Below are 14,812 nucleotides of genomic sequence, written 5' to 3' on the forward strand. Positions count from 1 at the left end.
CCGAGTTACTCGCCGGACCGAGCGCGGCGCACAGTGTCCAATCCTGGGCGGGTGACGACCGAGTGTCCGAGGCCGCGATGGAAGACCGCAAACGAGAGGGATATTTCTGATATGTCCGACCTACTGAGGCTGGCCACCGCCGGTTCTGTCGACGACGGTAAGTCCACCCTGGTCGGACGCCTGCTCTACGATACGAAATCCGTACTGGCCGACCAGATCGACGCCGTCACCCGCGCGTCGGTGGACAAAGGTCTTGCCACGCCGGATCTTTCGCTGCTCGTGGACGGGCTGCGCGCGGAACGCGAGCAGGGCATCACCATCGATGTCGCCTACCGCTACTTCGCGACGCCCAAGCGGTCTTTCGTGCTCGCGGATACGCCCGGGCATGTGCAGTACACCCGCAACACCGTTTCCGGCGCGTCTACCGCGCAGCTGGTGATCCTGCTCGTCGACGCGCGCAAGGGCGTCATCGAGCAGACCCGTCGGCATGCCGCGGTACTCGCGCTGCTCGGCGTGCCGAAGCTGGTGCTCGCGGTGAACAAGATCGACCTGGTCGATGACCCGGCGACCGTATTCGCGTCGATCTCGGCCGAATTCAACACCCTCACCAGCACGCTCGGCTGGGCCGCAGAGGATGTGCTGGAGATCCCGGTCTCCGCACTGCACGGTGACAATATCGCCTCGCGCTCGGCGAACACCCCGTACTACGACGGGCCATCGCTGATCGAGCACCTCGAATCGGTGCCGGTGGACGCCGACAGCTCGGGCGAGCACGCGATCGGCCTGCGCTTCCCGGTGCAGTACGTGATCCGTCCGCGCACTGCCGAATACCCGGATTACCGTGGCTACGCGGGTCAGATCGCGGCGGGCTCGGTCTCGCCGGGCGACGAAATCGTGGTGCTGCCGTCGGGCATTCGTTCCACCGTCGAGCGGGTCGATACCCCCGATGGTGAGCTCGCCGTCGCACAGGTCGGCCGCAGCGTCACGCTGATCCTGGCCGACGATGTGGACATCTCGCGCGGTGACATCATCGCCTCCCCCGCCGATGCGCCGGAGCCGATCGACTCCTTCGACGCGACCGTCTGCTGGCTCGGCGATAAGCCGCTGCGTCCAGGCGCGCGACTGCTGCTCAAGCACGGCACCCGCACCACGCAGGCGATCGTCGGCGCGCTCGTCGAGCGGTTCGACGAGCAGAACCTGACCGCGCAGGCGAGCCCGGAGTCGTTGGCGCTCAACGATATCGGCCGCATCTCGGTGCGCGTCGCCGAGCCGATCGCGGCCGACGACTACCGCGTCAACCGGCACACCGGCAGCTTCCTGCTCATCGATCCGGCGGGCGGCAATACCCTCGCCGCCGGTCTGGTCGGTGACGTGCTGACCGCGGTCGAGGTCGGAGTCTGAGGTGAATTCGCCCGGTGGTATCGGCTCGGTGGCACGGCTACCGGGCGGATCCATGTGGGCGGAGCTGGAGCGATTGTCGGACCACGGACGCGGACCGAATAGACCGATGTTCGGGCCCGTCCGGGTCACAGCTGCCACACCGATCGGCGTATACGCGGAGCCCAGGCCTGCGCTCATCGCGGTGGCGCACGGCAGTCGGGATCCGCGCTCGGCCGCGACGATGTCGGCGGTCGTCGCCGATATCGCCGCCGCCCGGCCGGATATCGATGTGCGGCTGGCGTTCCTCGATCTGAATGCGCCGTCGGTCGAGAAGGTCGTGAATGCCGTTGCCGCGCAAGGGCACACGCATGCGGTCGTAGCGCCGTTGCTGTTGGGCAGCGCTTATCACGCGCGGGTCGATCTACCGGGACTGCTGGCTGCCGCCCGCGCGGCCCACCCCCAACTCATGCTGACGCAAGCCGACGTTCTCGGGCCGGACCCGCGACTCATCACCACCCTCCTCGACCGCAGCCTGGCCGCGCTGAGTCCGGCTGCGGGTGATGTACGGCCGCGGCAACGACTGGGGGTCGTCGTAGCCGCAGTTGGGGCGGCATCGACGGCGGCGAATGCGCGGACCAGCGCGGTTGCGCGACAACTCGCGGCGATGACCGGCTGGCTCACCGAGGTCTGCTTCGCCACCACCGAACCTTCTGTCACCCAGGCGATTTCGCGTCTGCGCGCCAGGGGTGCGGATCGGATACTCGTGGCGCCGTGGTTCCTCGCGCCGGGGCTGTTGACCGACCGCCTGGTGGCCGCCGCACCCGAGGTGGTGCATGCGCAGGTCATCGGGCCGGATACGGCATTGACCGAAATCGTTTGGGACCGCTACGACACCGCACTCTCCGGCGCCTTGAGCCTGTCTGCCTGATCTGCGGACGGCCTCCGAACAGTTCCACGCCTGAGGCGATTACCTGCCGAACGACCTAGCACCTCAGGTTGATCCGCTGCGCAGGCGGTTGGCAGCTCGGTGCGCCGTACCGGGCAATGTTCTGCAGGGCCACTACATTTCATTGATCGAAATTCGCCGCATAGCGCCTGCCGATATCGCTGCCCACCGCAACGTCGATCACGGGACTGCGCACCCGCGAATTCTGGCACACCGCGCCATGCGGGGAGGCCGCATCAGACTCGGGGGACGGACTGGGACGCGCTCACCGAATACGGTCCGGCGATCCTCACCGCGGGGTGATCGAGTCGGCCGCGGTCGTGGATCCGGAAGCGATGCGCCGGTCGATGGCGGCCAGTGCGAACTCCCCCCAGCGAATGTTCTCCTGCTCGAAGGAGATTCCGCGCAGCAAGGTCAGGTAGGGACCGATGCGCTCGGTCTCGGCCAGATACGCCTGCTCGCTGCGCTCGTCGAGCAGCCGGGCGCGCAAGCGTTCGTAGCGGGCTAGTTTCGCCCTGGACCAGTCCAGCTTCTCGGCCACCGCGGCGCGTACGGTCGGCGCATCGTCGGCGTCCATGCCCTGCACCTTGACCATCAATTCGTCGCGGACGGCGGTCGGCTTGGCGGGCTCGGCGATGAACGCGCGCAGCGCGGCTCGCCCAGCCGCGGTGATCGCGTGCAGGCGCTTGTTCGGACGACGTTCCTGCTGCACGACCCGGGTCTCGATCAGGCCTTCGGCGGCCATCCGCTCGAGTTCCTTGTACAGCTGCTGGGGCGTGGCCATCCAGAAGTTGGCCACCGAGGCATCGAAGCCTTTGGCCAGGTCATAGCCGGACGCCTCCCCTTCCAGCAGAGCGGCCAGTACCGCGTCACGTAACGCCACCCGCTCAGGCTACCAGTCTCGATGACTATTCAACTTCTTGTCTAGTCGACTATGGACACTCGGGTACATACACGGATAACGTTAGACAAATAATTGACTATGAAAGGTGGAGCCATGCATCCCTTCCGTGCAGCCGTGGAGGCCCGCGACGAGGCCGCAATCGAGGCGCTGCTGGCCGACGACGTGGTGTTCACCAGTCCGGTCGCGTTCAAGCCGTATCCGGGCAAGGCGATCACCGCGGCCATCCTGCGCGGGGTGATCCGCGTATTCGAGAACTTCCGCTACGTACGCGAGATCGCCGACGCGAATGGCCGCGACCACGCCTTCGTCTTCGAGGCCACCGTCGACGGAAAGCAGCTCACCGGATGCGACTTCCTGCATTTCGACGAGCACGGCAAGATCGACGACCTCATGGTGATGGTGCGTCCGCTCTCGGCCGCGCAGGCGTTGGCCGCGCGCATGGGCGAACAGTTCGAGCAGATCAAGGCCGAGGCCACCGAGCAGATTCAGCGTGCGGCGGCGCAGGCGTGACCGATTACGACGCCATCGTCATCGGCGCGGGCAATGCCGGGCTGACGGCCGCGGCCACCTTGCAGCGCGCGGGTGCGCGAACTCTGTTGCTTGAACGGCACAACGTTCCGGGCGGCTGCGGAACTTCTTTCCGCCGTGGACGTTTCGAATTCGAGGTTGCGCTGCATCAACTTTCGGGTGTCGGTGCCGAAGGGCAGCCGATGTCGTTGCGGGAAGGGCTGTTCCAGCAGCTCGGTATCGCCGGCAAGCTGGAATTCGTACAGGAGCACGACCTGTACCGCGCGGTGATTCCCGGGCAACTCGACCTCACGCTGCCCGCCGACTGGGATGCCGCGATCGACGCTATCGAAGCCGAGTTCCCCGGCAACCGCGACCGGACGGCGAAGTTCTTCGAATTGCTCAAACAGGTGACGTTCTGGCAGATCGCCGCCATGCGTGGGATGCCGGTCGAGCAGATCGATCCGGTGCTGTTCGAATACGGGCTGCGGCCGCTGAAGGCGGTGCTCGACGAGTTCTTCGACGACGACCGGATCAAGGTCGCGCTCGGCATGTACTGGACCTATCTCGGGCAGCCGCCGTCGAAGCTGCGGTTCCAGGATCTGGCGCTGACCTTGTTCGCCTACTTCGAATTCAAGCCATGGCATCTGCGCGGCGGCTCGCAAGCCATGTCCACCGCCATCCTCGACGCCTTCCTGCAGGCAGGCGGTGAGGTGCGGTTCAACACCGCGGTCGAGGCCATCCTCACCGATGCGGGCCAGATACTGGGCGTCCGGCTCGATGACGGCACCGAGGTCACCGCACGCGACGTGGTGTCCAACGCCTCGCTGCCGACCACCTACGGCATGCTCGAAGGCATCGATCTGCCCGCTGCGCTACGAGATGATCTGGCCACCAGGCGAATCGGCGTATCCGGTTTCGTGCTGCACATGGGCCTGGACGCCACCCCGGCCGAACTCGGGTTCACCACCAGCACAACCTTCGTCAATATGGACACCGACGACGACCGCACCTACGACGCGTGGCGCTCCTTCCAGCCCGCGCGCGGAATATGCGTCAGTTCTTACGATGTCGCGCCGATCGGATTCGCACCCACCGGCACCACCCATGTCAGCCTGATGACCCTGCAGTACGGCTATATCTGGCGCAATGTGGCACCGTCGGAATACGCGCGCACCAAGTTCGCCTATGCCCAAACGCTGCTCGACCTGTGCGAAACCATCACCCCCGGCATCCGGGATGCGATCGAAGAGGTCGATGTCGCAACACCGTTGACCATGATGCGCTACCTCGGCCACCCCGGCGGCACGATCTACGGCTACGACCAAGACGCCACCGAGAACTGGCTGTTCCGCAACAGCGAACGCGAAACCCACATTCCTGGACTGCATCTGGCCGGTTCGTGGGCAGGCATGGGCGGATTCCAGCCCACTCTCGAAGCCGGCGCACGCGTCGCGCGCCGGCTGCTGCGCGCCAAGTCCGCCTGAACGGAGCACATCATGAAACATCACCTCGCAGAACGCTTCGACGGCGCGGCACAGATCCTCGTCGAAATCGATTCCCGCATCCCCGACACCCGCGACCACCCCGCCGAAACCCGCGCCGCCATCGACGCCTACCACCCCCAGCGGCTGCGGCTGATCGTCAGCGAGATCATCGACGAGACCGCGACCACCAAAACCTTCCGGCTCCAGGGTGTCGACCAACTCGAACTGCCGCCGTTCCTGGCGGGACAGTACGTCAATGTCTTCGTCGACGGCACCAGCCGCCCGTACGCCATCTCCTCGAGCCCCACCATGCTCGAGCATTACGACCTGACCGTGCGGCGCGTTACAGGCGGACGCATCAGCAATCTGCTCATCGACGCGGTGCAGGTCGGGCAGGTCCTCACCACGACCGGGCCGATGGGCACCTTCCACCACAACCCGCTCTTCCATGGCGACGACCTGGTATTCCTCGCGGGCGGTTCCGGTGTCGCCCCGGCGATGAGCATGATCCGCGAGATCGTCGACCACGATCTGGACCGCACGGTCCACCTCGTCTACGGCTCCCGCTCCGCCGACGACATCATCTTCCGCGCCGAACTCGACGCACTCGCCACCCGATATCCCGGTGTCGTCGTCGACCACGTCATCACCGAACCCGACACCGACTGGACCGGGCCCACCGGATTCCTGACCGCCGACACGATCCGGGCTTCGACCGGCGAACTCGACGGCCGCATGGTCTACGTCTGCGGCCCGCAGGCGCTCTACCCGTACGCGCTCGGACAACTCCGCGCACTCGGCCAGCCACGCAAGCGAATCCGCTTCGAAGCCAATGGCGCACCGAGCGACCCGGCCGCCCAACCCCATTGGCCCGCCGACGTGGATCCCGCCGAGGAGGTGACCGTCACCATCGGCGGCACCAGCTTCCGTACGCCACGCAACCGGCCACTGCTGGATGCGTTGGAGGACAACGGTATTCGGCCCGAGGCCGCATGCCGATCCGGTGAGTGCAGCCTGTGCCGGGTGCGGATCGTCAAAGGCGAGGTACACACCGCCGAGGAAGCGAAACTACGACTGTCCGACGAGCAGTTCGGCTACACCCACTCCTGCGTGGCCTACCCGATCAGCGATGTGGAAATCGATCTGTGAACTCAGGCGGCAGTGTCCGGCAACGTGTCGATCGGCGGCAGCGGTCGCTCGCAGATCTCGCGCGCCTCGTCCGGCGGAATACCGAACATGCGCAGCAGATCCTCGGTGACCTCGTCCGCGGCCGCGGCATCGTCGCGTTCGGGATTGTCGTGCAGGAGCTGACCGAGGCATAGCGAGGCGCCGGCGACGATGGTCATCGCCAGCTCCACATCGCGGACCTGGAACCGTCCCGCGCGCACTGCGGCATCGATATCGCGGCGCGCGCGGGGCGCGAGGCCCTTCGTGGAGCTGACGAGGGCCAGACCGTGATTGAGCAGCACCTTGCTCAACGTGGGATTTTTGCGGTGCAGACGACCGGTCAACCGGAAGCTCTGCGCGAAGATATGCGCTGGATCGTCCATGCCCTCGGTCAGCACGTCGAGGGTTGAGCCATGTCGATCGAGCGCCTCCTCGATCGCGGCGCGGAACAAATCCTCACGACTTTCGAAGTGGTTGTAGAACGATCCCATCCCGACATCGGCGGCCTGGGTGATCTCCAGGATCGGCACATTCGGTTTCCCGGCGGCGAGGAAAGACTGGGCCGCGCTGACCAGCGCTGCCCGGGTACGTGCTTTTCGCCGCTCCAAACGATTGGGTTCGGCACCGGTTTGCTCGCTCATCACCTCTCCCTGGTCCATCTCGCAATCCTAACCTGTCGACTCAGTAATGACGAATTCCTCAGAAAATCTTGACTGAAGGCACCCTCGTAAGTGACGATATATTCAGTTACTTGAAGGGAGAGGCCGATGATCGACCAGCACGACCCGCACGCGGATCTGCACAGCGAGTTCGGCGCCGAGGCGGGTGAGCATCCAGGACGTGCCCGGAATCCGATCATCAAGGTGCACGATCTGGCGTGGCTGGAGTTCGAGAAGCCCGACCTGGCCGCCGCCGAAATCTTCGCTTGCGCTTTCGGTTTCACGACCGTGCTGCGCACCGCCGACGAATTGCAGCTGCGTGGCACAGACCCGGGCGCACCGTGTGTGGTCATTCGCCGGGGTTCGCGGTCGAGGTTCATCGGCCCCGCATTCCAGGCGGCGGCATCCACGGATCTGCTCCGGCTCGCGCAGGCCACCGGACCCGAGCCAGCGCCGCTGCCGGAGAGTATCGGCGGTTTCTCCGTCGACCTGTCCGACCCGAGCGGTTTGCGGGTGCGAGTGGTCGCTGATACGCATGTGCTCGCCGCCCTGCCCGCCCAGCGGCCACACACCCTCAATTTCGGCCACGAAACGCCGCGCATGAACCGGACCCAACGCCCGCCGCGGGAACCGGCACAGGTGCAGCGGCTCGGGCATGTGGTGGTCCAGACGACCCGCTATCGGAAGACGCTCGACTGGTATCTGAAACACCTGGGTCTGATCGTCAGCGATTTCCACTACTACTCGGGTCAACGCGACCGCGGCCCGGTCATGAGCTTCATCCGTTGCGACCGCGGCCGCACCCCCGCCGACCACCACACGCTGGCGCTGTCGCTCGGCCCGGTCAACCGGTATATGCACTCCGCCTATCAGGTCGCCGACCTCGATGCCCTGGCCGCGGGTGGTGAATATCTGCTCGACCACGGTTACCAGCGGTCATGGGGCATCGGCAGGCATATCAAGGGCAGCCAGATCTTCGACTACTGGCGCGATCCGGACGGGTTCTTGGTCGAGCACTTCAGCGATGGCGACATGTTCGACAGCACGCTGGAGCCCGGCTGGGCGCCGATGACCGCATCCGGGCTGGCCCAATGGGGACCGCCCGCCACCAAGGACTTCCTCGGCCTCAAACCCGGCCGGGAATCGGTTCGCGAACTGCGCGGCATATTCGACGCGCTGCGTGCGGACAACGAATTCGATCTACGCCGCCTGCGCGGTCTACTGAAAGTTGCCAAATCATGAGTATTTCCGTTCTCCGTACCGCCGATGCCTGGTGGGTGTCGACATCCGCGGGGGCCGCGCGGGTGGATACCGCTGCGACCACCACCGGTCAGTTGCTCGCCGACCGAGCAGCGCTGGCTGCGGCTGCGTCGAGTACCGAGATCGTCCCCGTCGAGAGCCTGGCGCTGATGTCACCGGTGACCGCACCGTGCCGGGTGGTCGCGCAGATGACGAATTTCGCATCTCACGTGCGGGATTCGGGCGGCGACCCCGAGACTGTGCCCTTGACGTTCTTCCGCAAATCCTCCGGTTCGATCAGCGGACCGCTCGACGATGTCATCCGGCCCGCGCACGTGCAGTTGCTGGATTACGAGGTGGAGATCGGACTGGTCTTCGGTAAGGAGATGCCGGTCGGCACCGCGATCACCGCCGACAATCTCGCCGAGTACGTCGCCGGACTCGTTGTCACCAATGATGTTTCGGCGCGCGATGTGCAATTGCCGAAAACCCAGTTCTACGAGGCGAAGTCGTATCCGACCTTCACACCGGTGGGGCCGGCGCTGGTGCTGCTGGATGCCGACGAGTTGAAGCGGTTCACCGATCTGCGGTTGCGGCTGTGGGTCAATGGTGAAGCGCGCCAGGATATGACGGTCGCCGATATGATCTACAGCCCCGTCGAGACGCTGCAGGCGCTGACCCGATTCCAGCGACTCGATGCGGGTGATCTGCTGCTCACCGGCACCCCGATCGGCACCGCGATCAGCGCCCCGCCGAAACCGGTCGAGATCATCGCCTCGCTGCTCCCGGCGACGACGAAGTGGAAGCTGTTCTTCAAGGGGCAGGCCAAGAACCCGAAGTATCTGCGCGACGGCGACATCATCGAGGCCACGGTGGCTACAGACGACGACGCGATCGATCTGGGTCGCCAGCGTACGGTTGTGCGGTACGCGCGGTGAACATGACGACAACGGATCTGCTGTGGCCGCGTTACTCGGGCCCCGGCGACCTGGCCGAGATCGAATCCCGGCCGCTGGCCGAGCGTGGTCTGCCGGAATCGACCTACGCATTGCTGGCCCGGGCCACCGAACTCTGGCCCGATCGAAACGCGCTCACCGTATTGCCGGAGGCGGCCCGGTGGCGAGAACCCTTGCAGCGCAGTTACTCCGAGCTCCTGTCCGACGTACACCGCTATGCGAATCTGCTGCACAGGCTCGGTATCCGACGCGACGACGCGGTCGCGTTGATGGCGTCCAACTGCGCGGAGTTGATCCCCGCGACGCTCGCCGCGCAGCTGGCCGGTATCGCCGCACCCATCAATGGTGCGATGTCCGGTCGGCATATCGCGGAACTGCTGCGCCGCTCCGGTGCCCGAGTGCTGATCGCGGCCGGTCCCGAACTCGCCACCGACACATGGGAATCCGCACTTGCCCTGGCGAATGACGGGCTGCTCGACGCCGTACTAGTGCTGCGCCCCACCGGCGCTGCCGAGCCGCACCCACTACCTGTGCTCGACGGTGTACATATTGGCTACCTGAATGAGCTTGCCGCCGAGGACGATTCGACCGCCTTCGCCGGACAGCTCCCGGCATCCGACGATCTGGCCGCGCTGTTCCACACCGGCGGTACCACCGACGTGCCGAAACTGGCCGCGCACACCCATTCCGGCGAGATCGCCAATGCGTGGATGATCGCCGCCAACTCCCTGCTCGACGCGGATGCGACGATCTTCGCCGCACTCCCCCTGTTCCATGTCAATGCCCTTGTGGTGACGCTGCTCGCGCCGCTGTTCAAGGGGCAGCCGGTGGTCTGGGCCGGTCCGCTCGGCTACCGCGATCTCGCGCTGTACGGCGAATTCTGGAAGATCGTGGCGCACTATGGCATTGCCGCGATGAGCGCGGTCCCGACCGTATATGCCGTCCTGGCGCAATGCCCCGTCGACGCCGACATCAGCAGTCTGCGCTACGCGATGGTCGGCGCGTCACCGCTGCCGTCCGCGGTGCGGACGAACTTCCAGACGCATACCGGTGTCACCCTGCTCGAAGGCTATGGACTCACCGAGGCGACCTGCGCGAGCGCCCGTAGCTATCCGGACCGGCCGCGACCGGGTGCGGTCGGGCAGCGGATGCCCTACCAGCAGGTGCGCGTGGTGCGCGCGGGCGACCGGGAGCCGCTGGCCGCCGGTGCGATCGGCGTGCTGGAGATCAGTGGCCCAACGGTTTTCGCCGGGTATGTGATCGGCCGAAATGAGCAGGGCCACCTTCTCGACGGGCTCGGCACCATGGTCGACGGCTGGCTCGATACCGGTGACCTCGCCCACATCGATGCGGACGGTTTCATCCATCTGCACGGCCGCGCCAAGGATCTCATCATCCGTGGCGGGCACAATATCGACCCGGCGCTGATCGAGGACGCACTGCTGTCACATCCGCAGGTGACCGGGGCCGGTGCCGTCGGACGTCCCGATGTCCACGCCGGTGAAGTACCAGTCGCCTATGTCACGCTCCAAGCCGATGCCGATGTCACCGAGTCGGAACTGCTCACGTGGGCCAGCGAACGGGCGCCCGAGCGAGCGGCCGTGCCGAAATCCGTTGTGGTCCTGGATGCTTTGCCGGTTACCGATGTCGGTAAGCCCTACAAGCTCGGGCTGCGCGCCGATGCGACTCGACGTGAACTGCAGGACGCACTCGAGCAGGTCGCCGGAGTGCACAGCGTCACAGCGGCAGTAGAAGACGGGGCGATCGTCGCGACCGTCGAACTGGACGCTGCCTCCGACGGTGTCGCCACCGCAATCCTCGGCCGGTATGCAATCCGCTGGAAAGTCGTGGTCCGGCAATGAATCTCGCGATCGGAGCGAGTCGATGAACTCGGTTCCGGTGGTGATCGTCGGTGCGGGCCCCTCGGGCCTCACCGCCGCGACACTGCTGGCCGAATACGGCATCGAAACCCTGGTGCTGGATCGCTGGGACGGCATATATCCGCAGCCACGGGCGGTACATCTCGACGGCGAAATCCGCCGGATACTTGCCCGTCTCGGCGTCGGGGACGACTTCGACGCGATCTCGCGTCCGGCGCTGGGCCTGCGATTGATCGACCCCGATATGCGGGTACTCGCCCAATTCGATCGCGATCCGGCGGGCGGCGCCAACGGCTACCCGGAGGCGAACCTGTTCGACCAACCGGAACTCGAAGCAATCCTGCGCGCCAATGTGCGGCGGTATCCCGGCATCACCCTCCGCGGCAACGCTGAGGTCGTCGGCGTGAAGCAGGAAAACGACTGTGTTCGTATCCATTTCACCGATCGCGTGACCGGTGCCACCGAGTCGGTTCTGGCCGAATATGTACTGGGTTGCGATGGCGCCAACAGCGTGGTCCGGTCCGCGATCGGAGCCACGATGCGCGATCTGAACTTCGCACAGCGCTGGCTCGTAGTCGATGTGGATACCGCTGCCGACTTCGGGGAATGGGAGGGGGTACACCAGGTTTGCGACCCGGTTCGAGCCGCGACCTACATGCGGATCGGAACGACTCGCTACCGCTGGGAATTCCGACTCCGCCCCGGCGAAGCCGCCGCAGATTACAGCGATTTGACGACCCTGCGGCCACTGATCGCGCCGTGGACCGGGAACACCCCATCCGAGGAACTCCGGCTCGTGCGCGTCGCCGAATACACTTTCCGCGCTCAACTCGCCGACCGCTGGCGTTCCGGCCGGATGTTCATTCTCGGCGATGCCGCCCACCTGACCCCACCGTTCATCGGCCAGGGCATGGGCGCTGGGCTACGCGATGCGACCAACCTGGCCTGGAAGCTCGCGGGCGTCCTCGCCCAGGACCTGTCGGCGAGCGTCCTGGATACCTACGAAATCGAACGAAAACCGCACGCGCACGCCATGATCCGGCTGGCCAAGTTCACCGGACGGGCCATGACCGACTGCGGTGAGTTCGGAAATCTGCTGCGCCGCCTCCTGGCGCCGCGGTTGCACCACCTGCCCGGCTTCGCCGAACTGGTCACCAACGGACAGACGCCGCCGCTGCACCGATCCGAACTTGTTGTGGCGCATCGCTTTTACCGTGGGCTGGCGGGCAAACTGGTCCCGAACGCACTCCTCGACGGCCATCGCTTCGACGATATCGCGGCGGGCCGTTTCGCGATCGTCACCGCTGTCCAGCCGACGCCGGCACAGCGGCGCGAGATCGAAAAGCGCGGCGGTGTCATCGTCATCGCTCAGGGTGCGTTGCGACGCTGGCTCAGGCGCGGACGCGGTGCCCTGATCCGTCCCGACGGCACAGTGCAGCGAACCAGCCGTCAGCTGTCCGACCTCATCGCCGACTTGCCGCGATTCAAGGCATCCGCTCCGGGTGATTCTTCACCCGTGCTGAGTCCCGACGCGTAAGCAGCGGATCTCAGCCCAGCAGCCCGTTCACGATGGTGTGCGCGGTGGCGACACCGCGATCATCACCCATCTGCAGGGCGGTATTGGCCGCGCTGATCACCGCGTCGAATTCGAAAGCCATGGCATCGGCGTCGCGACCGGTGAGATCGCCCTGTTCCTGTGCGTGCCGAATCTGCTTGGCCAAGAAGTCGAGCCATTCGCTGCGATCCTCGGCGATGGCATCGCGGACCGGGCCGGGCTTGCTGTCGAATTCGGCGATGGTAGCCACCCGGAAGCAGCCGCCCGGAAATGTCGGGTCGGTGATGTGGTCGAACCAGCGGTCCATGATGGCGCGCAGGCGGGGTAAGCCGCGCGGTTCGCTGAGGCTGGGCGCGATCACTCGTTCGACGAAGGCCTCCCGGGCCACCTTCACCGCGGCGACCTGCAGCGCTTCCTTGGTGCCGAACAGGGTGGCTATGCCGCTTTTGCTGATGCCGAGATCGGTCGCGAGACGGCCGATGCTCAGGCCGGTCAGCCCCTCGATGGAGGCCACGTCGGCGGCATGTCTGGCGATCGAGGCCCGGGAGCGGGCGCCCTTGGCGAGGCGCTGATCGGTGCCCTGCGCGGTGGTTGTCGACTCGGCCATGACGCCATTCTTCCACTTCCGGGTTGCAAATACGAACGTACGGTCGTACGTTTATTGCACGAACGGTCGTACGTTTAGATTTCGCCTCACCGAAGGATCTCCTCATGACCGAAGTGTCCGAGCGGACCGACAGTCCGCCGACCTCGAAGGCCGCCGTGCGCACGCTCGTCATCGCCTGTGGCGCAGCGTTCATCGCCTTCCTGGATCTGTCCGTCGTCAACATCGCGTTTCCCTCGATCGCCCGCGACTTTCCCGGTACCGCGACAACCACGCTGACCTGGGTGGTCAGTGGGTATGCCATCGCCTTCGCGGCACTGCTCACCCCAGCGGGCCGCTTCGCCGACACCCTCGGACGGCGCAGGCTGTTCCTGATCGCACTGGCCGGTTTCGCCGTGACATCCCTGCTGTGCGGACTCGCCCCCACCGCGGGTTGGCTCATTGCCGGACGCCTGCTGCAAGGCGCGACGGCGGCGCTGATGGTGCCGTCCGCACTCGGACTCGTCCTCACCGTCACCCCGCGCGAGAAGATCGGTGCGGCCATCGGAGCCTGGTCTGCCGCAGGCGGTTTCGCCGCGGTGGTCGGTCCGGCGATCGGCGGCGCGCTGGTCGAGACCTTCGGCTGGCGAGCGGTATTCGTCGTCAATATCCCGGTGGCGATCGTGCTGATCGCGCCGGGGCTGCGCATTCCCGTGCCCGATATCCGTCAGCCCGGCAGCGCGCTGCCAGACCCTGTCGGGACCATCGCCATTGCCGTTGGACTCGGCGGCGTGGTCGCCGGGGTGACCGAGGGACAGCGATGGGGCTGGACCGCACCCGGCACACTCGCGGTACTCGGCGTCGGCGCACTGCTGATCGTGGCCGCGCTGATTCGCTCTGTGCGCCACCACAATCCGGCCATCGCGGTCGAATTGTGGCAGAGCAGGCCGTATGCGCTGGCCAACGCCGCCTCGTTCGTGTTCGGTGCGACCATGTTCGCCTGGCTGCTCGCCGGACCGCTGTTCCTCGATGCGATCTGGCAGTATTCGGTGCTCGGCTCGGCCGCGGCATTGACGGTGGGCGCGGTGTCCTCGATGGTGACCGCGACGATTGCCGGTCGTGTCACGGCGGCGAGCACGCGGCGCTGGCTCGGTGTTCTCGGGGCGCTGATGTACACCGGCACCAATGTGTGGATGAGCACCGATGCCTTCGGGCCGACACCGGCTCTCTGGTCCGCGTGGGTACCGGCCGGGCTGTTCGGTGGCGGTGGCGTCGGGATCGTCGTGACGGTGCTCGGTACCGCCGCCGCGAGTTCGCTGCCGCCGCAACGCTTCGCGGCCGGGATCGGGATGAATCTGACCGCCAGGCAGGTGGGCGGTGCGCTCGGTGTCGCGGTGCTGGCCGCGGTCTTCGCCGCCAATGCCGACGATGCGCTGGCGGCCTTCCACACGCTGTTCGCAGTTTGCGCGGGCATCGGTATCGCGTCCGCAGTGGTTATCGCGATTCCGGCACGCATCCCTGCTGCCGTTCCTACCCAGAGCTAGGAGTC

At 66.0% G+C, this 14,812-nt stretch carries 13 protein-coding genes; 10 read left to right on the plus strand and 3 right to left on the minus strand.

Annotated features, from left to right (window positions below; all coding sequences use genetic code 11):
• The first annotated feature begins 111 nt into the window (after positions 1-111).
• Complete coding sequence (locus tag ACZ60G_RS04545; protein ID WP_465807249.1) at positions 112-1,401, plus strand: sulfate adenylyltransferase subunit 1; 1,290 nt, start codon at positions 112-114, stop codon at positions 1,399-1,401.
• Positions 1,402-1,507: 106 nt separating this feature from the next.
• Positions 1,508-2,308 (plus strand): sirohydrochlorin chelatase, encoded by an 801-nt coding sequence (locus ACZ60G_RS04550; protein WP_465807617.1) that lies wholly within the window; start codon positions 1,508-1,510, stop codon positions 2,306-2,308.
• A 307-nt stretch (positions 2,309-2,615) separates the two neighbouring features.
• Here ACZ60G_RS04550 and ACZ60G_RS04555 read toward each other — a convergent pair whose 3' ends face one another.
• Positions 2,616-3,209 carry a PadR family transcriptional regulator gene (locus tag ACZ60G_RS04555; RefSeq protein ID WP_465807251.1) on the minus strand — a complete coding sequence of 198 codons (594 nt, stop codon included), beginning with the start codon at positions 3,207-3,209 and terminating at the stop codon, positions 2,616-2,618.
• Between the two features lie 114 nt (positions 3,210-3,323).
• On the opposite strand from ACZ60G_RS04555, the gene ACZ60G_RS04560 reads away from it, so the two are divergent.
• From ACZ60G_RS04560 to ACZ60G_RS04570, 3 genes are read left to right on the plus strand one after another with little or no spacing between them, the layout of a single operon-like run.
• Positions 3,324-3,740 (plus strand): nuclear transport factor 2 family protein, encoded by a 417-nt coding sequence (locus tag ACZ60G_RS04560; RefSeq protein ID WP_465807253.1) that lies wholly within the window; start codon positions 3,324-3,326, stop codon positions 3,738-3,740.
• Positions 3,737-5,224 carry a phytoene desaturase family protein gene (locus ACZ60G_RS04565; RefSeq protein ID WP_465807254.1) on the plus strand — a complete coding sequence of 496 codons (1,488 nt, stop codon included), beginning with the start codon at positions 3,737-3,739 and terminating at the stop codon, positions 5,222-5,224. The genes ACZ60G_RS04560 and ACZ60G_RS04565 overlap by 4 nt, the downstream gene beginning before the upstream one ends.
• A 12-nt stretch (positions 5,225-5,236) precedes the next feature.
• The gene (locus ACZ60G_RS04570) at positions 5,237-6,373 is read left to right on the plus strand and encodes a 2Fe-2S iron-sulfur cluster-binding protein (RefSeq protein ID WP_465807255.1); all 1,137 of its coding nucleotides are present in this window, start codon (positions 5,237-5,239) and stop codon (positions 6,371-6,373) included.
• Between the two features lie 2 nt (positions 6,374-6,375).
• Here ACZ60G_RS04570 and ACZ60G_RS04575 read toward each other — a convergent pair whose 3' ends face one another.
• On the minus strand, positions 6,376-7,032 hold the full coding sequence (locus ACZ60G_RS04575) for a TetR/AcrR family transcriptional regulator (protein WP_465807256.1): 657 nt from the start codon (positions 7,030-7,032) through the stop codon (positions 6,376-6,378).
• Between the two features lie 126 nt (positions 7,033-7,158).
• Here ACZ60G_RS04575 and ACZ60G_RS04580 point away from each other — a divergent pair, with 126 nt between their 5' ends.
• From ACZ60G_RS04580 to mhpA, 4 genes are read left to right on the plus strand one after another with little or no spacing between them, the layout of a single operon-like run.
• The gene (locus tag ACZ60G_RS04580; protein ID WP_465807257.1) at positions 7,159-8,292 is read left to right on the plus strand and encodes a VOC family protein; all 1,134 of its coding nucleotides are present in this window, start codon (positions 7,159-7,161) and stop codon (positions 8,290-8,292) included.
• A complete protein-coding gene (locus tag ACZ60G_RS04585; RefSeq protein ID WP_465807259.1) occupies positions 8,289-9,227 on the plus strand; it encodes a fumarylacetoacetate hydrolase family protein in 939 nt (312 codons plus the stop codon). The genes ACZ60G_RS04580 and ACZ60G_RS04585 overlap by 4 nt, the downstream gene beginning before the upstream one ends.
• A 2-nt stretch (positions 9,228-9,229) precedes the next feature.
• Entirely contained in the window at positions 9,230-11,107 is a 1,878-nt protein-coding gene (locus ACZ60G_RS04590; RefSeq protein WP_465807261.1) for an acyl-CoA synthetase, read from the plus strand.
• Positions 11,108-11,129: 22 nt separating this feature from the next.
• Positions 11,130-12,662: a bifunctional 3-(3-hydroxy-phenyl)propionate/3-hydroxycinnamic acid hydroxylase MhpA gene (mhpA, locus tag ACZ60G_RS04595; RefSeq protein WP_465807263.1), complete on the plus strand. Its 1,533-nt coding sequence runs from the start codon at positions 11,130-11,132 to the stop codon at positions 12,660-12,662.
• 10 nt (positions 12,663-12,672) lie between these two features.
• On the opposite strand, the gene ACZ60G_RS04600 is transcribed toward mhpA, so the two are convergent.
• On the minus strand, positions 12,673-13,287 hold the full coding sequence (locus ACZ60G_RS04600; protein WP_465807265.1) for a TetR/AcrR family transcriptional regulator: 615 nt from the start codon (positions 13,285-13,287) through the stop codon (positions 12,673-12,675).
• 104 nt (positions 13,288-13,391) lie between these two features.
• Between ACZ60G_RS04600 and ACZ60G_RS04605 the strand changes: the two genes are divergently transcribed.
• The gene (locus tag ACZ60G_RS04605) at positions 13,392-14,807 is read left to right on the plus strand and encodes an MFS transporter (RefSeq protein ID WP_465807267.1); all 1,416 of its coding nucleotides are present in this window, start codon (positions 13,392-13,394) and stop codon (positions 14,805-14,807) included.
• The last annotated feature ends 5 nt before the right edge of the window (positions 14,808-14,812 follow it).

The sequence above is a fragment of the Nocardia sp. NPDC102475 genome (assembly GCF_055584605.1).